Origin of the sequence: Pseudomonas sp. TWR1-1-3 (assembly GCF_049896805.1) — a bacterium.
GTDB classification, from domain to species: domain Bacteria; phylum Pseudomonadota; class Gammaproteobacteria; order Pseudomonadales; family Pseudomonadaceae; genus Aquipseudomonas; species Aquipseudomonas bubulae.
In genome coordinates, this window is the sequence record NZ_JAFCUZ010000001.1 from 1,328,208 (window position 1) to 1,347,306 (window position 19,099).

The window sequence follows — 19,099 nt, forward strand, 5'->3', positions numbered from 1 at the left end:
TCTGCATTAAGCCTGTTTTGTCGGCCTGGTCAGAGCAGTCTGCAAGTTCAAGTCGACTTGAGGTCAAGCATGAAAGAAATGGAGATCGGTGAAGTGGCACGGCGCTGCGGCCTGCCGCCCTCAACCCTGCGCTACTACGAAGAAAAAGGGCTGATCCGCTCGACAGGCCGTCGGGGCCTGAGCCGTGTGTTCAGTGCGGATGTACTTCAGTGCCTGTCGTTGATCGCACTGGGGCAGTGTTCGGGGTTTTCACTGGACGATATCGCCGCCATGCTGAAGGCGGACGGTCAGCCTGAAATTGATCACCAGCGCCTGGCAGAAAAGGCTGACGAACTTGATCGCACCATCCAGCGCTTGAGTACAATTCGCGACGAGCTCAGGCGAGCAGCGGCCTGCCCCGCTCCCCGTCATATTGAATGCCCTGCCTTTCAGAAAAAACTGGCCGCTGTCAGGCCACGCAGCCTCGACAGGAAAAAACCGCGACGCAGTCAAGCTCCCACGGACAAAAGTCAGAACACCCCATGAATGGCGTTAACAGCCCTGCCCTGTGCGGCTGATAGTGCATCATCGTGGATTTCAGACTGCAAACCAAATTGGCCAGCCAGTGCTTTACGCCCCTTGGGCGTCACTGCAAGCGCCCGGCTGTCGAGGTCCTTGACTACCCATTTGCGGCTCAGGGCCATCTGCAGAAAAGCGCCGCCAAGAGCACCGGCAAGATGTGGCCGGCGCATGCTCCAGTCCATGCATGAGCACGCAAAGCGTCGGCGTTGTGCCCTTGCCGTTTGCAGATCAAGGCCAAGCTCGCCCAGGGCGCTTTCGCCACTCGCCGTAAGTTCATACAAACCCCGGCCGGTAGCTGCTGCAATCAACCAGCCTGCGGCGCAGACGCGGGCGGTGTCGGCATGGTCTTTTCCATCGGCTGGTACACCAGCCCCGCCGACTCGTCCACGTTCCCTGAGCACTTGAAGCCATACCGTTCATAGAAACCCACCGAAGGCAGCGAAGCTGCTCACACTCAGCACGGGCCAACGAACGCATGCACAATGCGCTGGCAGCCACTTGCCGACTCCACCCGAGGTATTTATGGGCATCGAAACGTTGAACATGCACATGACCATTCGCAACGAACAGCCGCAAGACATCGAAGCCATCAGTCGCCTGACCGAGGCAGCGTTCAGGAACGAAGAGTATTCAAGCCACACCGAGCATTTCATCGTCAATGCACTGCGGCGCACCGGGCAACTGAGCATCTCCCTGGTGGCGGCAGAACATGACGAAATCCTCGGCCATGTCGCCATTTCCCCTGTCAGCATTTCGTCCGGGGTAACCGGATGGTATGGCCTGGGGCCGATCAGCGTAAGACCTGACCGTCAGGGCAAGGGCATCGGTTCGGCATTGATGAGGGCCGCACTGCAACAGCTGCGGCAACAGGGCGCAGCGGGTTGCGTCGTGCTGGGCGACCCTGCCTATTACGGCCGCTTCGGGTTTAAAGCCCACCCCGGCCTTGAGTTGCCCGACGTTCCCCCTGAATACTTCCAGGCCCTGTCCTTTACTGGCGAGCTGCCTGTCGGGGTTGTGAAATACGCTGCGGCGTTTGATGCACGCGAGTAAGTGACCGGGCGTGGTGGGCATTGTTGTTCATTTAAACGATTTCTGCCTTTGTGGGAGCGGGCTTGCTCGCGATGGTCGTCAACGATGACGCGTATTAGCTGAGTAAATGCGGCGCCATCAAGAACATCGCGAGCAAGCCCGCTCCCACACTTGAGCAGCATTGCGGGCGTGCTGGGCATTGCTGCGTTAGCTCTGATTACTTACCGGGCAGCAATGCGATCATCCGGTCAAAGGCCGCCAACGGGTACCTGTCATTACGTGGTTGCGCAACGGGCATTTTTGCAGGAAAGCCCACGTGCACACTGCCGGGCAGCACGTGCTCGATCGCGGCGTACCAGGTCAGTAACGCCTGCTGCAGCCGTACATGCAGCTCGAAATTGCTTCTGCGCCGAGTGGAGTCTGCACGGGCTCGCTGCCGTGCCAGTTGCGGGTCTATGCGCCCGACAATGTAAGCGTCTGCAAAGCCGATACGCCCCTGTGCGACAGTGTCACGGGTGGCGTCCAGTTCTGTTAGCCAGTCGTTTGTGCTGGCCTCACCGATCTGCCAGAGGCACCACAGGTAATGAAGCTTGAGCGGGTCGCTGTCGCACACCGCCCATTGAGCCCTGGCTTCCATGGCCAGCGCGGCCTGCCATCGATCGACGTTACGCTCGGCCCAGAAAACTGCGGCTGCGACGGGATCACTGGCACGCTCCGGCACACCGTCAAGACGGCCGTGCTCAGCAATCACATGCGGCCCTCCATGCCGGGTGCACCACGTGGTTTTACCGCTGGCGCTGATGCCTTCAACCACCAAAATCATTGATATGGCTACTCCGGCCACAATAGGGGCTCAGGCAGGAAACTGTTGATCAGACCCGGGATAACCCGGAGCTCAGGTTGGACTCAATAACTGAAAAGCCTGTTCCGCGCCTGCTCCACTGGCTACACGCAAGTACATACAGGGGCCCCGGCTGGCTTGAGCCGCATGAGACTTGCCGACGGATGCCTGAAAAATTTACACACTTTTACTCAAGTCCTTATATCACCCGCTAATGGCTATTTGCTATTGTTTTGGATCCAATCATGGAGGCGTAAAAACATGGACAGGGCCAAGGTATCCAAACGCGGCTGGGCGTGGGCGTACCGGAAACTACGCGACTTGCACTGTTCACGGCTATCGTCGTTTTACAGAGCAACCCTGTATGCGGTTCGCGGTGATAGCGGCACTTTTCGCTGCGACCTGACCAGGCAGAAAATCCGCCTGCATCGATAATAAGCGCCGCTCCCATACGTTGAAGAGGATCATCCTGTTTGAGCTAACCTGGCTTGAACTGCCCTGCTGTCTTCCTGTCTTTGCCCTGCTTGCCGGCGTTGCATTCAATGCTGGAGCGCCCGGGCATGTCCATACGTACTGACGCCTTCAGAGCGACCGAAAGCTTAAAGCTCGTAAATCTGCATGACGAAAATCTTGCTTTGGTTAGGAATGTGCAACATTTTTTGTCAGAATGAATTATGCATAATAATTCTCATTCACAGGTCTGCCCCTCCATGCAATTCGCCTCTGCTTCCCATATGCCCATCCGTATTCTGGCTATTGAGGATGATCCGGTGCTTGCCGCCGACCTGGATAGCCATCTGGGCCAGCGGGGCTTTTCGGTCACGTTGCGTCACGACGCAGACGAAATTCTGCATCTGGTGCGCTCCGAGGGTTTCGATTTGATCCTGATGGACATCATGTTACCCGGCAGCAGTGGCCTGGAGGTGCTCGCCCAAGTGCGCCAGTGCCAGCGTGTCCCGGTCATCCTGATGTCGGCGCTGGGTGCCGAGCAGGACCGGATAACCGGTTTCAGCCAGGGCGCGGACGATTACTTGCCCAAGCCATTCAGCATGCAGGAGATGGATGTACGCATCGATGCCATTCTGAGGCGCGTGGCCTACGAGCACGAGGCCCAGGTAAAAGTGCGCAGCGATTCGCAACTGGAACTTGATCAGCAGGCCATGGATGTTTGCCGCAACGGCCGCTGGGCCGATCTGACCAGCACCGAATTCCGGGTACTGGAAATCCTCATTCAGCATCCCGGCGAGGTGTTGAGCAAAGCCTTTCTGTACCAACAGGTCATGCATCGGGCGCACTCACAACATGACCGCAGCCTGGACATGCATGTCAGTCGGGTTCGTCGCAAATTGCAGGCCATCGGTTACAGCGCCGGGCGCGTCGAGACCATACGCGGCATGGGGTATGTGCTGGCGCCGTTGCAGTCATGAGGCTGCCGAACCGGCACTCGCTGCTGTGGCAACTGGTCGGCGTGCTCGCGCTTTTGTGCATGCTGGTGATCAGTTTGCAGGCCGACCTGAGCAAGCGTCTCAAGGATGCCACCGCCCTCCTCTCCGAACCGGCCAAGCAGAGCCATATCGCTTACGCACAACAGGCCGAAACGGCGTGGCGGGAACTCGGCACGCAAGGCGTTGATGAGTTCCTGCGCAGCTTGCGCAAACAGGAACGGGTGTGGGCTGCCGTCGTCGATGAGCACCAGCAATCATTGTCTTCGCAGCCTCTGGATGAACATGAGCGTCGTAAACTCGACTTTGTCCGTCCGCTTCACTGGACCGTAGGACGGCCAAACGGCTGGCCAACGTTCTATGTGCCTTTCAGCGACGACAAAGCGCGTCTGGTCATGGAGCTGCCGCATCGTTTCAACCCGCGTGAGCACTTGCGGGTGTGGGAGGTGCTGCTGCAATGGGTACTGCCGGCGGGCTTGGCGCTGCTGCTCGGCTTCCTGCTCTACCGTGTGTTGATCGCCCCCGTGGTGACCCTGCGCCGCCAGGCGGCAGCATTGAGCTCGGGCAACCTGTCGGCCCGCGCAGGGCCGCAGGTGGCTCGGCGGCGCGACGAGCTGGGCGACCTGGGGCGAACCTTCGATCACATGGCCGAGCGCCTGGAAAACACCCTGGCGCTGCAGCGTCGGCTGATGCGTGACTTGTCCCATGAGTTGCGTACGCCGTTGAGCCGACTGCGCGTGACCGGTGAACGTGAACCGGACATGGATGCCATGCGCCAGCGCCTCGAACGTGAGGTACAGAGCATGGACCGATTGATCGGCGATACGCTGGAGCTGGTGTGGCTGGACACCGAGCGCCCCGCCCTGGCGCTGGAGCCGGTGGAGCTGGACCAGCTATGGGAGGTGTTAAGTGGCGACGCCAGCTTCGAGAGCGGTTGGCCGATCGAGCGTCTGCGCTGTGATTTGCCCCCTGACTGTCGCGTCATGGGTAACCTGAACAGCCTGGCGCAGGCGCTGGAAAACATCTTGCGCAACGCCATCCGCCATTCACCGCAACACGGCGCAGTCACATTCACCGGGGTCAGCAAGGGCGCCTATTGGTACGTGTGGATCGAAGACCAGGGGCCCGGCGTCGCTCCCGACAAGCTCGAACAGATTTTTCAGCCCTTCACCCGACTCAACGCCGCACGCCCCGGCGGCAGTGGCTTCGGCCTCGGTTTGTCGATTGCGCGCAGCGTCGTGCAATTGCAGGGCGGCGAAATCTGGGCAGAAAACACTGACAGTGGATTGCGCATAAATCTGAAATTACAAATGTATAAAATGTAAATAAGATTTACTCACGTTTGCGAATCACTTCTATTAGCGCCGCCCATGGAGATTCAGGCTTAACCGAGCCCCCTGCTGACAGGATGCTCAGACACTCCATTGGGCTCATCCACTAACAGGAGTGTTGTCGATGTACCCGCGATTCAAGCTCAATCATCTTGTCCTCGCCTTGATGGCCTGCTCGCCCGGCGCTGCGCTGGCCGAAACCGAACTGCTGGCGGCGCCGGCGTCAGACAATGTCTTGCAACTCGATGATACCCATGTTGTGGCCACTGCCGCGCAAGAGCTCAAGCAAGCCCCCGGGGCATCGATCATCACGGCCGAAGACATCAAGAAACGCCCGCCCGTCAATGACCTGTCCGATATCATCCGCAAGATGCCAGGGGTCAACCTGAGCGGCAACAGCGCCAGCGGTACACGCGGCAATAACCGCCAGATCGACCTGCGCGGCATGGGCCCGGAGAACACCCTGATCCTGATCGACGGCAAGCCCGTGACCTCACGCAACGCCGTGCGTTACACCCGTTCCGGCGAGCGCGATACCCGTGGCGACAGCAACTGGGTACCGGCTGACGAAGTCGAGAGCATCGAGGTGCTGCGAGGCCCGGCGGCCGCTCGGTACGGCTCCGGCTCGATGGGCGGCGTGGTGAACATCATCACCAAGCGCCCGACACAGGAACTCAGCGGTTCGCTCTCGGCGTACACCAACCTGCCCGAGGACGATGCCGAAGGCATGACCAAACGCACCACGTTCAGCCTCTCCGGCGCGCTGAGCGAAGCGCTGGCATTTCGTGTCTACGGCAACCTGAACAAGACTGACGCCGACGACTCCGATATCAACCTCGCGCACACCGACACCGCCTCCGGTTCTGCATTGGCTGCCGGCCGCGAAGGGGTCCGAAATAAAGATATCAACGCGTTGTTGAGCTGGGCGCTGGACGATCAGCAGACCCTCGATTTCGAGACCGGTTTTAGCCGGCAAGGTAATATTTACACCGGGGATGTCGGCACCGGGGGAACAGACTCGCAGACGCCCGGCAGCACGATCAACCAATGGCTGGGGCGTGAAACCAACACCATGTACCGGCAGAATTTTTCCGTTACCCATCGGGGTGACTGGGCGTTCGGGACATCACGGGTGTTGGCGCAATACGAGAAAACCCGCAACAACCGATTGCAAGAAGGCCAGACCGGTGCGGTCGATGGTGACATCAGCGCCAACGCAGACAAGAGTACCAGTACCTATGACAGCTACTTGCTCCAGGGCGAACTGAACATTCCCCTGCAAGTGCTGCTGCCACAAACCTTGACCCTCGGCGCGGAATGGAATCGCCAGGAGCTGGACGACCCAAGCACCTTCGACCGGGCCGTCGGCACCACATTGCCCAACTCGGCGTTGGGTGCACGCTCGTCCTATATGGACGCGACGATCATGGCCTTGTTCATGGAAGACAATATCGAGTTGAGCCCCAAATGGTTCCTGACGCCCGGGCTGCGCCTGGACCATCATGATCAATTCGGCGCCAACTGGAGCCCGAGCCTGAACAGTTCCTACATGTTGACCGACGACATCACGTTGAAGGGCGGTATTGCCCGCGCCTTCAAGGCGCCGAATTTGTACCAGTTGAACCCCAACTACCTGTATCGCAGTAACGGCAACGGGTGTGCACCCACACTGCTCAGCACGGGTTGCTATGTGTTGGGCAATAAAAACCTCGAGCCCGAGATCAGCATTAACAAAGAGCTGGGCATCAGCTTTGCCCGGGATGGATGGACCGCCGGGATCACCTACTTCCGTAATGATTACGACAACAAAATCGTGGCTTCGAACGATTTGGTCGACAAGACCCTGGCCAACGAGGCCATCCTGCAATGGGATAACGCCAAGGATGCCGTGGTCAAGGGATGGGAAGGAAACGTCGGCATTCCATTGCTCGGTGAGAATGGCAATACGCTGAGCTGGAACACCAACTTCACCTATATGCAGTCCAACAAGGACGGCGACGGCAACCCGTTGTCGGTGGTGCCCAAGTACACGGTAAACACCATGCTCGACTGGCAGGCTACGCAGGCACTTACCCTGAGCCTGACCGGGACCTATTACGGCAAGCAAGAGCCGCGGGTATTCAACCCGACACGTGATGTTGCCGTCATCGCCACAAACGAGCTGCAAACCCTTGACCCTTACCATATCTGGGGTGTTGGCGGGACCTACCAGGTAAACAAGAACCTGTCGCTCGGTGCCGGCATCAACAACCTGTTCGACAAGCGAGTGTACCGCGAGGGCTCGGGCACCACAGCCGGGGCCAGCACTTACAACGAGCCGGGGCGCGCGTTCTACGCATCGATCAGCACCTCGTTCTGATCCCGGCGCTCACAGGCGCACTTGATCACCCACCCAACGCTCAGCCGCTAACCAGGCTGGGCGTTGGCGTACAGCTTGATAAAAATACTCCGGTATCGTGCCGGGAACTGATGAGCATGCCAGATGAAAACACCCCCCCATTACGGCCCGACAGTGTCGCGTATCCTTGCGGCGCTGTGCGGCGGCTACCTGTTCACTTACGCCTTCACTGCGGCACTTGCGCGCTTGCTGCCGATGAATAAAGTCGATGCGCTGGTGACGGCCAGCCTGGTGTCATTTGCGGTCTACAGCCTGGCGATTCTTTGGGCATTTGCCTGCCGCAGTGCCCGCCGCGCATGGGCCGGGCTAAGCCTGGCTGTGCCCTTGGCGGCGATCGGTTTCTGGCCGCAGTGGATGGAGATACCGGGATGAAAAGCAAAACCATCACCCAGTCCCTTGCCTGGCTGCACACGTGGGGCGGGCTGATTTTCGGCTGGATCCTGTTTGCAATCTTCCTCACCGGCACCCTCGCAGTGTTTGATAAGGAAATTGATAGCTGGATGCGGCCGGAAATCCCGGCCCACACGCTCACGCCAAGCGAAGCCGCACAACGCGCACTCGACTATCTGCACGCGCAGCAACCGAACGCCAGCACCTGGAACATCGGCCTGCCCACCGAGCGATCACCAGGGCTGACCGTCTCCAGCGGTGAACAACGGCGTGGCGGTGGCGTGAACCTGGATCCGGAAAGCGGCGCCCCGCTTGACGTCCGCAAGACAGCGGGTGGCGGGTTCTTTTTTCGCTTCCATTTCACCCTCGACCTGCCGCGCAATATCGGCATCTGGGTGGTTGGCCTGGCCGCCATGGGCATGCTCGTCGCACTTGTCAGCGGCATCGTCATTCACAAAAAATTCTTCAAGGATTTTTTCACCTTCCGCCCGGCCAAGGGCCAACGTTCCTGGCTGGATGCGCATAACGCCACCGGTGTGCTGGTACTGCCTTTCCATCTGATGATTACCTACACCGGCCTGGTGATTTTTTACCTGACCTACATGCCCGCGGCGATGGACGCACTGTTCGATGGCGATCGTGTCGCGGCCAGTGGAGCGCTACGCGGGGCGCCTGCTGAACAGCGTGCAGAATACAATCACGCACCCGGCAAGCAAGACATCGCCACTGCGGGTGCACGCCGTGAGGGACAGAGGCCAGGGCGTGGCGAGCCTCTTCACCCCGTCTCTCAGCCTGCACCGCTGACCGCCATAGGACCTTTACTGGCCGAAGCCGAGCGAAGCATGGGGCCGGTTTCCGGACTGTCGATTAAAAATCCCGGTCGCAGTGATGCTCGCATTGAAGCGCGCCCCTTGCTGGGTAATCGTATCGAGCTGACCAAGGGCGCCAGCATGGTGTTCGACGGCGTTACGGGCAAAGTCTTGCGGCAACCGCCGCAGAGCCGAGCGAGCCTGCTGACCCAGAAAGTCATGTCCGGCTTGCACTTCGCCCAGTTCGGCGGTTATCCCATGCGCTGGTTGTACTTTGTCTGCGGCCTGGCCAGTTGCGCCATGCTGGCCACCGGTGTGGTGCTGTTTACCGTCAAACGGCGCCGTCGTCACGATAGCGAAGGGGTGATCGGTGCGATGCTGTATCACGCTGCCGAACGCATCAACGTAGCGGTCGTGGCCGGGCTGGTGCTGGCATCTATCGCACTGCTTTGGGCCAACCGGTTGCTGCCGTTGCAATGGGCCGGGCGTGATCAATGGGAAGTGCGGGTTTTCTTTCTGGTGTGGCTCGCCAGCCTGGGCCATGCCATCGTCAGGCCCAGACTCGCTGCCTGGCGCGAACAGTTGGGCCTCGCGGCCTTGATGTGTTTGAACTTGCCCCTGCTGAATCTGATTGTTGTCAATCGAGGGGACGGGCTCTACCTGGAACTCACCCTCGTAGTGATAGGCGCATTGCTGGCCTGGGCAGCCTGGCAGACAGGACAACCGGCCAGACAAGCAGTACCGCGTAAATCCTCTAAAACCCTGGAGCAGCATTGAAATGAACCTTGCCTTGATCGCGGGTATGTTGCTGGCCTGTAGCGGCATGTTGGGTTTGTGCCTTGGGCTGGAGCGGTATTACAAACAGCTCAGGCAACCCACGCCCGCCCCTGTCGTCCTGCGAACATTACGCTGCACCGGCTGGATTGCCCTGTTGGCCAGCTTGGCCTGTTGTATTCAAGCCTGGGATGGGCCCATGGGTGCCGTGGCCTGGCTCGGCAACCTCTCCCTCGCGGCACTCACGGTAGCGTTCCTGCTGCCATACGCGTCGCGGCTGCGCAGAATGCCTGAGCCAGAGGGGACTGACGTGAGGCAAACAACCTGAGAGACGCTTGGGTGGGGGTTGCCTTCAAGGCCGGGACGACTCAGATTACGCAACAGGATGTAACTTCTGACTTTCCAAGGTGGAATAGATGTTGAACAAAGCCCTGAAACGCAACGCCCTCCTCGCCCTCCTCTCTGCCGTTTTGCCCTCTGTGGTCATGGCTGCCACCCCTGAAATGCCCAAGGGTATGACGGTCAAAGAGCTCATGCCCAGCAAGCCGTTCCCAACGACGTACCCCGGGTTTGAAGGCCAGAAAAGCAAGTTTCCGGCGCAACTTGAAGGCAGCGGCGAGTTCGAGGTGACGCGTGTGGCCAGCGTTTGCGCTGACCCGGACAACCCGATCAACTTCGCGATGGAGGCCGAGAGTTTTATCCGAATGGGTAACAAGCCGGTGGCCGATGTACTGGAAAAACGCAACATTGATTGGGAGATGTGTGACGCCTCGGTGGTAGGCCAGAAACTCAAGGTGGTTCGCTTGCAGCTGTTGGGCATGGGCTGCGGCTTTCCCTTTGTGGGCCAGCAAAAAATCCCTGTCGACCAGATCAGCCAGCATGCCTGCTTTTACGTGCCCGTGGTTGAGTTCAACGGCAAGGAGCAATTGATGGCCAGCGATGCGCTGAAAGGTTTCGAGGGGTTTGCGGTAGAGCGTTTGAGTGCTTACCTGAACCCGTAAATGCCTGTACGCCACAGGCTTGATGCCTCGCTACCCCTTACCTGCGCCGAGTGCCTGGCGTCCTGAAACGGGGACAGCCTCAACGCGCTGGCCTCTGCCTGCGCGTTGCCCCATCAGCATCAGCCCCCCGCCCAACAGCAGCAAACCGGCGGCGAAGAAGATGTAAATCCCATACACACCGGTGGACCTCGAACAAACCGAGGAATAAGGCGCGAACATTTGGCCGAGGCTGCGTCACATCGGCCGACGGTGCTCTAGCCGGTGCTATCCCTTAGTCAGATCAACCAATGGCGTGTGCCGTACCTCAGTTTCCCGCCCACCCTGAATGTCGCTCACTCGCTTCAAAGCCTTATCAACAGCCACCTTATCCGCCAATAAGCTATAGCTAATGTGGAACTGCTTGTGTTCCTTCGGCCCAATTGTTGGTACCAAATTCAGTGGCCGCTGATAACGGCGGTTGTAGGAAAAACTTGTCCCCGGTTCCAAGCCGGTAACATAGCCCTGGCCTTGGGTATCGGTGTTTTTCCACAGGGAAAACACCGGCAGTGTCTGAGTATTGAAGCCGACTGAAACGCCCAGGCTGCCGGCCTTGTTATGCAACACGGTCAACGTATCGCCCTTGGCATCGCCATACGGCACCACGTTGTAAACCGTTTCGTCGTAGTCCTTGGTCGGTGCACGGTAGGTTTGCCAGTCGGGCAGATCGTCCTTGGCCTTGTCGTTGAACGGCGACACCTGTTTCACCGGTGCGGCGAAACGAGCGCCCTGCTCCAGGAACGGGGTGCTGAAGTTACTGTGATAGAGCGCCTGGTATTCCTTTGGATAGTCGCCGTTGTTGGTTAGGGTGTCGTTGAGGGAGAACACTACGCTGCCGGGCTCGGTGACCAATTCGGTAGCGACGGAAAAGTCGACTTTTTTGAACGCCAGCTCTTTCAGTTCGCCGCGCAGGGTGATGGCATACGGCGGTTTTTCATCGATATGCAGGGTGACTTTACTTGCAGGAATGTTAGCGGCCCGACCATGCAGGGTCAGCAGTTCGCCGTTGTCGACTCCTGGGTGGCCGACCCATTCGTATCCACAGCGGGTGACCAGCTCATTGAAACCTTCCAGCCAGCCCAGACCACCACGACCATTAAGCTCGATAAAGGACGGGTTGACCACTTCCTTGACCGGCGAATCCCAGCCCATGCGCACATTACCTACCGAGGCCTGCAAGACGTTCATTCCGCGAGTAGGCACTACCGAGAGTTTCATCGTACCGTTATCGATGTCCACAATGCTGACGCCCTCCTGCCGGCCACCGTGCAAGGTGCGCAAGGTGATGCTGAAGGGTTTATCGGTTTTTACGCCGAGTTGCTGGCTGGTGATCTGCCAGTTCTGGGCGCCATGGTCGGTGTCGAGCAGAACGTAATCCCAGGCCATGGCGTGGGAGGCTGCGGACAGTGTAGTGAGGGCAACAAAGAGTTTGAGCGGGGTCATGGCAGCAGCCTTTCTTGGAATTGTGCCTTTTTATAGACTTGATGAAACGTTTCATCAAGCTTTAAAACCGACATAAAGCCGAAAAATACTCAGAAAAATCGGGGGAACATCGAAAATTTTTTCGATGTTATCACGAGCAGACTTGCTCCCAAATCAGATCGAATATGAGCGCCCGCAGGTGAGGCACTTATCGCAGTAACTCCTGCAAGATGAACTTCACCCACTGCGGATCGAAAGCGCCAATGATGCGCAGCCTGGCTGTTCCTGGCTCAATACCGATCTCGGAAACCGATTCTATTGACGGAAAATGGTTGGCGATAAAACAGCATAAACAATCACACACACTATTCCACCCACCCAAGCTAAAGAACAGTACTCCCCTCCCCACCTGAAGTGCTACTGTCTTTATAAGTCGAGCACGGCGCACGACTTATAAATCGAACTTCTCACAAGGACAAGCAAAGTGACAAAATATTACTTCCTATTCACTTATTCAATTTCTCCGACAGGAGATACTGACACTGCAGCCAAAGCAGCTGACAAAGTCAGAAAAGGGATTGCCAATATAGAAAATTCTGACTGGAACAAACTCTCCACTGTTGAAACCACGTTCTCCGGCCGGCTGACACTGACAGCTGAAACGGTCTGTGAAAAAAGAGAGGAAGCAAGAGGCCTTGTCTGTCGTGAAGTGAAAGCCGTAGTCGACGCCTATAAAGCGTGCTGCGAGATACGTGCCGACATCTCTTTACTCGTCGACGGCCTCGGCCCGCGCATGGATATCGTCATTTAATTGCACGCCAGTCCTCAACCGGGTGCAATTGAAAAGTAACTTGCAGCACTTCCCCTGCCCCTATCAATCCAAGCCGGGCGAATTCAATATATATTACCAGTTCTTACCGGGATATACGTTTTTCGAAGGAAGAAAACACTGCAATTCAAACATGACAACCTGAACACTACCTGACAGTTTTACCTAAATACCCAAACTACAGTTCATAAATATCGCTTCAATTTTCTCCATTCAAGATCGAGCCAGTAGTTTTGCACCCGAATACGATCTTCAGAGACGTAGTTACTTGTGCAAGTGATTTAAAAAACGGGTTTTGTCTGCAAGACTGAAGTAGCACGCAGCGGCTTGCTTACTCCTGATGCAGGCCCAACCCGTTTCGATCAGCGAACCAGGCCTGCGACGAAATCAAGAAGCGCGCGAGTCTTTGCGGGAACATGATGTCGCGACGGGTAGTATGCATAGAGCGGAAAACGCTGCTCCGACCAATCGGGAAACAGCTGAACAAGCTGCCTGGAAGAGGTATATTCTTCAATTCCCAACTCGAACAACTGCGCAATACCGAGCCCGGCCAAGCATGTGCTATAGACCGTACCCGGGTCGTTGACGGTCAACATGCCCTGCGGCTTGACTGTGACCTTCTTGCGGCGCTGATGAAACTCCCAGGCAAACGGGCGGCCGGTGACTGGCTCCCTGAACAGGATGCAGCGATGGTCCGAAGTCTCGAGCTCCATAGGGTCCTTGGGATGGCCGAAACGCTCAAGATAAGCCGGTGATGCCATGGCCAAAACTCGCGTATCGAGGAGCTTTCTCGCCACTAACGACGACGGCTGAGGATGGCCGAAGCGGATCGCGATGTCGAAACCATCCGCGATCAAATCACCCAGGTCTTCCTTGCTGCGCAGCTCCATTTCGAGCTCAGGGTGGCTCTCCATGAACGCGCCCAATCGGGGACCGAGGATCAGTCTCGCAAATAGCGGGTCCACGTTGACGCGCAGCCGGCCACGAACCTTTTGCGCATCACTGGCGGCGCTGCCTGTCGCCTCGGCAAGCGCATCGATCAGAGGCATCACCTCTTCGTAGAAACTGCGCCCTTCGTCGGTCAGCCTCACTGATCGCGTCGTGCGCTCGAACACTCTGATGCCCAATCTTGTCTCCAGGCGGGCTATTGCCCTGCTCACGCCAGATTGAGACATATCCAGCACCTCAGCAGCCCCGCCAAAGCTGCGCGCATCAACGACAGCCGCCATAACGTCGACGCCTTCCAGCAACCGGGAACTTAATGCCCTCATTGATGACTCCCGCGCATGAATATTATGCGTTCCATGCTATCGCATTCTAAGGCCCGAAATCCCAACATTGCTCCAACGCTGAGTCGGCTACCCCATGCCGACCCTACACCCCATTGAGGCCACCCCCGACGTGGCATTCACCGGAGCAATGACAATGACGCGCATCCTCGTTACCGGATCCTCCGACGGCCTGGGTCAAATGGCGGCACGCCTGCTCGTGGCCAACGGTCATCAGGTCGTGCTGCATGCCCGAAATCACGCCCGGGCGGCCCATGCCATCGCTCAAGTTCCCGGGGCGCAGACGGCACTCGTCGGGGACCTTTCCAGCATCGCAGAAACCAAGGCGCTTGCTGCCAGCATCAATGAACTGGGCCCCTTCGATGCCATCATTCACAATGCCGCTGTCGGCTTCCAGGAGCGCGAGCGCATCGCCACAGTGGATGGCCTGCCCCATGTCTTTGCCGTGAACTCTCTGGCGCCCTACATTCTGACCGCCATGGTCAAGCGACCCAAGCGCCTGGTCTACATGAGCTCCAGGCTTCACTTGAAGGGTAATCCCTCTCTCAGCGACCTGACCTGGGAATCGCGACGCTGGTCCGGGATGCAGGCCTACTCGGATTCCAAGCTTCACGCGGTCCTGCTTGCTTTTGCCGCCGCGCGTCACTGGCCAGATGTGCTGTCCAACTGCGTCGAACCAGGTTGGGTTGCCACGAAGATGGGCGGTCCTGAGGCTACGGATGACCTTGACCTCGCGCCCCGCACCCAGGCGTGGCTCGCTGCAGGCACTGCAGCGCGCGTAACCGGCGACTACTTCTATCACCAGCGGTCGGCAGAAGTTCACAGCGCTGCATTTGACCCTGCGCTTCAAGAGCGATACCTGGCCGCTTGTGCGCAACTCTCAGGCATTGAGTTTCCCCCACGATAAGTTCGCATGGCCCATCAGTCGGCATGCCGGTCGCCGCAGTACACCGGGTGCACGCACGGCTTGGCCATGAAAAACCTCACCTTTGCGACCTTTATTTTGAATTTCACAGAGATACGCCCATGCAATCGAAAGTCATAAGGCATCAGGCCGATACTACGTCGGCAAGTGCCCACGCGCCCGCAGCGCCACACCCTCATGGGGTAACTGTATCCAGGGCACAGGCGGTAGCGGCTGTTCTTGCCCTGAGCCTCGGCTGCTTCTCCTTTGTCAGCACCGAGCTCATGCCCGTAGGCGTGCTGCCAGCGATGGCCGCTGGCCTGAATGTCTCGCTCGGCGCCGCAGGTTATCTGGTTACAATTTTTGCATTTATGGTCGCTCTGACCGCAGCGCCGCTGACTGGCCTGCTTGGATCGCTCAACCGCAAGACACTGATGGCCGGTCTGCTGGCGGTCTGCTGTATCGGCAATCTGATCACCTTCCTGGCGCCAAACTACTTCGTCGTTTTCCTTGGACGCATTCTGGTCGCAGGTGCAATCGGCGTGTTCTGGTCGACAGCGGTGGTCACCGCAGTGCACATGGTATCTGCACGAAACGCAGTACGAGCTACATCGATTGTCTTTGGCGGTGTTTCGCTGGCGACGGTGCTGGGGATTCCGGCTGGCACAATGCTCGGTGAAATGTATGGATGGCGCTCCGTGTTTGCTGCGCTCTCGATACTCAGCCTGGTCGTCTTCACGCTGATCGCATGGTCAGTTCCGGCGGTCCGCATCTCGAAGGCTGCCAAGCGAGGGGCGATGTCAGCCGTGCTCAAAAGTGGCCCTTTGCTTGTGGTTTTCGGGATCACCGCCCTTGTCGTCACCGGCAACTTTCTGGCTTACACCTACGTGTCTCCGTACCTTGAGCAGATTGCCGGCCAGAGCCCTGCACAGGTCAGCATGCTTCTGTTGGTCTATGGCGCGGCAGGTGTAATCACCAACTTCGCCGTGGGCCCGTTCGCGTCCAGGGCACCAAGAACCAGCCTGGGTCTGGTGACAGCACTCCTTGCCGTAAGCCTGTCATGCATGAACGCGGCAGCGGTCAGTCATGCCGCCATTTTCGCTGTGCTTGCTGCGTGGGGCGCTGCATATGGCGCACTTCCGGTGCTGCTGCAGACCCTGGTGTTCAAGGAGGCCTCCAGGATTCCAGGCGGAGCCGACGCAGCCACCTCCATCAATGTATCTGTATTCAATGCAGCCATCGGCCTGGGCTCGCTGCTGGGCGGACTGCTGATCAATCTTGCCGGACCGCAACCCATTGCGTACCTGTCCGCCTGCTTCGCCATTGCAGGCTTGGCGGTGATCCTGGTGAGTCGCCAATCTTCATAGTCGCGCAACCTCTGACAACCACCGAGTCCTGTCAGCCCCTCCCCCTTACACGTTGAAATGGAACAAAGCATATGAGCAGAATCACAGTCCTGGGCCTCGGCGCCATGGGGTCGCGCATGGCCTCACAATTGCTTGCTGCAGGTCACACAGTCACTGTCTGGAATCGAACCCCCGATGCAGCAGAAGCGCTTGTCAAGCAAGGGGCCTTCCACGCGCGCACGCCAAGAGAAGCCAGCGCAGGTGCGGAGTTCGTCATTGCAATGTTGCGTGACAATGATGCGTCTCGCCATGTCTGGCTGGATCGCGAGATCGGCGCCCTCTCTGGTATGGCAGCGGGAGCAATCGCCATCGAGAGTTCGACACTCACTTCGGGCTGGATCCAGGAGCTCGGCACCCACATGCAGCATGCCCGGGTGGCGCTGCTGGAAGCGCCGGTATCGGGATCCCGTGCTCAGGCCGATGCGAGGCAACTGGCCTATCTGGCAGGCGGAGAGGAAGAAGTCCTGGAGCGCTGTCTGCCTCTGCTACGCGTCATGGGCTCTTCAGTCCATCACGTCGGCGGCCTGGGTCATGGCGCTTTGGCGAAACTTGCCACCAACGCCATGCTGGGAATACAGGTGACGGGCCTGGCAGAGGTCATCGGGTTATTGGAACGAAACGGAGCCGATGCATCACGAGTGCTGGCAGCCATGGCAGGCACCTCCGTCTGGCCACCGGTTGCTGCCTATCTTTCAGGGAGCATGATGACGGAGAACTTCGCCCCGCAGTTCCCCGTGGCGTTGATTGAAAAGGACTTCGGCTACACGCTCGAGGAAGCAGGATCAGCAGAGAACGCCCCCACAATTGCCGCAGCACATAACGTTTTCCAGCGCGCAGCAGCGCGCGGAATGGGCGACCGGAACATGACAAGCGTAGTGCGATTGTTCACCGAAAAGCGTGATTGATCCCGCGAGCCCACTGGGTCCTTGTGGCATGCAAACCGAGATGCCCCTCCCCCGCACTTTGCGTGCAATGAAGCATGACTGACAGTGGCTGCGGGTTTGTATCCCGCAACCAGCCTGGTGCCTGGCGCGCTCGGCTCCTGCGCATATTCTGATACTGCAACTGGAGACAACAATGAAGCTCTTTCGCTATGTTAAGCATGATGGCGTGTATCCGGGCATGGTCGATTCATCGGGACAGCTGCGGGACATATCAGCCCATGTGGATGACGTCTCGCGCGCGTGCTTGTCCGATACGGAACTTGCCCGGCTTTGTGAGCTTGACGAACACCGGCTTCCGCTTATTTCGACCCCGGTTCGCTACCTGCCACCGATAAGCGATATCGGCAAGTTCATCGCAATTGGTTTGAACTACCTGGACCACGCCGAAGAGGCCGGTCTTGCGATCCCGTCCGAACCGTTGGTGTTCTTCAAACCGGTCAGTTGCATCAGCGGGGCCGATGACCCTATCGTACAACCTCCCCACTCAAGGCAATTGGACTGGGAGGTTGAGCTGGGGGTCGTCATCGGAAAGCGCGCCCGTTACGTTCCGGTTGCCCAGGCACTTGAACATGTGGCGGGCTACTGCGTGGCCAATGATGTTTCCGATCGTGGATTCCAGTTTCAGAGCTCGCAATGGGACAAAGGCAAGAGCTCCGACTCCTTTGGGCCGCTGGGTCCCTGGCTCGTGACCCGTGATGAGGTCCCGGATCCGCAGAGCCTGCCAATGTGGCTGGAAGTCAACGGCCAACGGCGACAGGAAGGAAACACCCAGACCATGATCTTCAGCGTTGCAGAGATTATTTCCTACTGCAGTCACTACATGACCCTCGATGTTGGGGATGTGATCATCACCGGCACCCCGCCTGGCGTGTCGATGGGAATGAAGCCACATCCGGAATGGCTGGAACCGGGGGATGAAGTGGTGCTGTCGATCTGCGGCCTTGGTGTGCAACGACACGTTGTGATGCGATACGAGGCAGAGCAGGCGTAAATCTTGCCTGCTCCGAACCTGAGGCTGCATAACGCAGCCTGACACGCAGCTAAGCCAAGTGCCAAACCCTGTCTACACTGATGCTCATACCACGTGAGCTCGCAGGGAGCGCAAAGCATGGGAGCAATCGCCAGCTGGACTTTTTTGTTGGTTGTGGTTGTAGTTGTGGGTGTGCTTAGCTTTTTTATGTTGCGAGCGGGTGTTCAAAACGACCGGCGTATCAGAGAAGAACTCTACCTAACCTTCGAAAGCACAATGCAACAACACGGGGTCCGGACTTACGAAATCCTGAAAGAGAGCATTTGGATTAGAAACGGCATGCGCCTATCAGAGCTGCACCGAATTGTATTGGCCGACACCGGGCACTACTTTCTTTATTTCCAGGCAACCGGTACGCCGCCCTATTTTGCCCCCTTAACAGAGAAGCGCGCGATGCAAGCTTCAGCGGGCAAGATCGGGATTCAGGCATGACCGCATAAAAGCCATGCCTTTGCCATTGGCGGGCAATGCATGCATCCACGACTTCTCGCCCAGCTGAAACAGAGCAAGCGACGACATATTGCCGACCTTCCCGCTTGAAATAGTGGCACGAGGCCTGAATCTCTAGGCGATAAATCCGCAGCCGTTACACCCGTCCACACGGGATTGTCGTCGATCATCAAAAGACGACAGATTGACTGAGTGTCACATGGGTATGCGTTA

The 19,099-nt window shown here is 58.1% G+C and carries 18 protein-coding genes and 2 pseudogenes; 15 read left to right on the top strand and 5 right to left on the bottom strand.

Features of this window, described 5'->3' with window-relative positions:
- The first annotated feature begins 69 nt into the window (after window positions 1–69).
- Window positions 70–525 carry a helix-turn-helix domain-containing protein gene (locus ACP7BE_RS05910; RefSeq protein ID WP_150628161.1) on the top strand — a complete coding sequence of 152 codons (456 nt, stop codon included), beginning with the start codon at window positions 70–72 and terminating at the stop codon, window positions 523–525.
- Here ACP7BE_RS05910 and ACP7BE_RS05915 read toward each other — a convergent pair.
- Window positions 510–881, bottom strand: a pseudogene (locus ACP7BE_RS05915) (hypothetical protein); the annotation flags it as partial. The gene ACP7BE_RS05910 and the pseudogene ACP7BE_RS05915 sit on opposite strands and share 16 nt — an antisense overlap.
- Window positions 866–1,006 (bottom strand): annotated as a pseudogene (locus ACP7BE_RS05920) (GNAT family N-acetyltransferase); the annotation flags it as partial. The pseudogenes ACP7BE_RS05920 and ACP7BE_RS05915, both read right to left, overlap by 16 nt.
- A gap of 98 nt (window positions 1,007–1,104) precedes the next feature.
- Here ACP7BE_RS05920 and ACP7BE_RS05925 point away from each other — a divergent pair.
- The gene (locus ACP7BE_RS05925; protein WP_095018704.1) at window positions 1,105–1,611 is read left to right on the top strand and encodes a GNAT family N-acetyltransferase; all 507 of its coding nucleotides are present in this window, start codon (window positions 1,105–1,107) and stop codon (window positions 1,609–1,611) included.
- Window positions 1,612–1,807: 196 nt separating this feature from the next.
- Here the strand turns inward: ACP7BE_RS05925 and ACP7BE_RS05930 are convergent, their stop codons facing one another.
- On the bottom strand, window positions 1,808–2,413 hold the full coding sequence (locus ACP7BE_RS05930; RefSeq protein ID WP_095023725.1) for a hypothetical protein: 606 nt from the start codon (window positions 2,411–2,413) through the stop codon (window positions 1,808–1,810).
- A gap of 728 nt (window positions 2,414–3,141) precedes the next feature.
- Between ACP7BE_RS05930 and ACP7BE_RS05935 the strand changes: the two genes are divergently transcribed.
- The 7 genes from ACP7BE_RS05935 to ACP7BE_RS05965 all read left to right on the top strand — a co-directional run bounded on the left by ACP7BE_RS05935 (window position 3,142) and on the right by ACP7BE_RS05965 (window position 10,576).
- On the top strand, window positions 3,142–3,858 hold the full coding sequence (locus ACP7BE_RS05935; protein ID WP_138738295.1) for a response regulator transcription factor: 717 nt from the start codon (window positions 3,142–3,144) through the stop codon (window positions 3,856–3,858).
- On the top strand, window positions 3,855–5,198 hold the full coding sequence (locus ACP7BE_RS05940; RefSeq protein WP_426105112.1) for a histidine kinase sensor domain-containing protein: 1,344 nt from the start codon (window positions 3,855–3,857) through the stop codon (window positions 5,196–5,198). The genes ACP7BE_RS05935 and ACP7BE_RS05940 overlap by 4 nt, the downstream gene beginning before the upstream one ends.
- A 130-nt stretch (window positions 5,199–5,328) precedes the next feature.
- Window positions 5,329–7,563, top strand: coding sequence for a TonB-dependent siderophore receptor (locus tag ACP7BE_RS05945; protein ID WP_095002874.1), 2,235 nt, complete (start codon window positions 5,329–5,331; stop codon window positions 7,561–7,563).
- 123 nt (window positions 7,564–7,686) lie between these two features.
- Entirely contained in the window at window positions 7,687–7,974 is a 288-nt protein-coding gene (locus tag ACP7BE_RS05950) for a DUF3649 domain-containing protein (protein WP_095002875.1), read from the top strand.
- The gene (locus ACP7BE_RS05955) at window positions 7,971–9,578 is read left to right on the top strand and encodes a PepSY-associated TM helix domain-containing protein (RefSeq protein WP_426105114.1); all 1,608 of its coding nucleotides are present in this window, start codon (window positions 7,971–7,973) and stop codon (window positions 9,576–9,578) included. The genes ACP7BE_RS05950 and ACP7BE_RS05955 overlap by 4 nt, the downstream gene beginning before the upstream one ends.
- A 25-nt stretch (window positions 9,579–9,603) precedes the next feature.
- Window positions 9,604–9,903: a DUF3325 domain-containing protein gene (locus tag ACP7BE_RS05960; protein WP_426105365.1), complete on the top strand. Its 300-nt coding sequence runs from the start codon at window positions 9,604–9,606 to the stop codon at window positions 9,901–9,903.
- An 88-nt stretch (window positions 9,904–9,991) separates the two neighbouring features.
- Window positions 9,992–10,576 carry a hypothetical protein gene (locus ACP7BE_RS05965; protein WP_095002878.1) on the top strand — a complete coding sequence of 195 codons (585 nt, stop codon included), beginning with the start codon at window positions 9,992–9,994 and terminating at the stop codon, window positions 10,574–10,576.
- Between the two features lie 264 nt (window positions 10,577–10,840).
- Here ACP7BE_RS05965 and ACP7BE_RS05970 read toward each other — a convergent pair whose 3' ends face one another.
- Window positions 10,841–12,055, bottom strand: a complete 1,215-nt coding sequence (locus tag ACP7BE_RS05970) for an aldose 1-epimerase family protein (protein WP_426105117.1) — start codon at window positions 12,053–12,055, stop codon at window positions 10,841–10,843.
- Window positions 12,056–12,518: 463 nt separating this feature from the next.
- Here ACP7BE_RS05970 and ACP7BE_RS05975 point away from each other — a divergent pair, with 463 nt between their 5' ends.
- Window positions 12,519–12,845, top strand: a complete 327-nt coding sequence (locus ACP7BE_RS05975) for a hypothetical protein (RefSeq protein WP_095002880.1) — start codon at window positions 12,519–12,521, stop codon at window positions 12,843–12,845.
- Window positions 12,846–13,225: 380 nt separating this feature from the next.
- Here the strand turns inward: ACP7BE_RS05975 and ACP7BE_RS05980 are convergent, their stop codons facing one another.
- Window positions 13,226–14,134, bottom strand: coding sequence for a LysR family transcriptional regulator (locus ACP7BE_RS05980; RefSeq protein WP_095002881.1), 909 nt, complete (start codon window positions 14,132–14,134; stop codon window positions 13,226–13,228).
- Window positions 14,135–14,288: 154 nt separating this feature from the next.
- On the opposite strand from ACP7BE_RS05980, the gene ACP7BE_RS05985 reads away from it, so the two are divergent.
- The 5 genes from ACP7BE_RS05985 (at window position 14,289) to ACP7BE_RS06005 (ending at window position 18,868) form a co-directional block, all read left to right on the top strand.
- Window positions 14,289–15,059, top strand: a complete 771-nt coding sequence (locus tag ACP7BE_RS05985) for an SDR family NAD(P)-dependent oxidoreductase (RefSeq protein ID WP_095023716.1) — start codon at window positions 14,289–14,291, stop codon at window positions 15,057–15,059.
- A 119-nt stretch (window positions 15,060–15,178) separates the two neighbouring features.
- Window positions 15,179–16,423 carry an MFS transporter gene (locus ACP7BE_RS05990; protein WP_426105120.1) on the top strand — a complete coding sequence of 415 codons (1,245 nt, stop codon included), beginning with the start codon at window positions 15,179–15,181 and terminating at the stop codon, window positions 16,421–16,423.
- Between the two features lie 71 nt (window positions 16,424–16,494).
- The gene (locus tag ACP7BE_RS05995; RefSeq protein ID WP_095018612.1) at window positions 16,495–17,367 is read left to right on the top strand and encodes an NAD(P)-dependent oxidoreductase; all 873 of its coding nucleotides are present in this window, start codon (window positions 16,495–16,497) and stop codon (window positions 17,365–17,367) included.
- A 172-nt stretch (window positions 17,368–17,539) separates the two neighbouring features.
- Window positions 17,540–18,397, top strand: coding sequence for a fumarylacetoacetate hydrolase family protein (locus ACP7BE_RS06000; RefSeq protein ID WP_095020740.1), 858 nt, complete (start codon window positions 17,540–17,542; stop codon window positions 18,395–18,397).
- 117 nt (window positions 18,398–18,514) lie between these two features.
- The gene (locus ACP7BE_RS06005) at window positions 18,515–18,868 is read left to right on the top strand and encodes a hypothetical protein (RefSeq protein WP_095002886.1); all 354 of its coding nucleotides are present in this window, start codon (window positions 18,515–18,517) and stop codon (window positions 18,866–18,868) included.
- Window positions 18,869–19,099 lie beyond the last annotated feature (231 nt).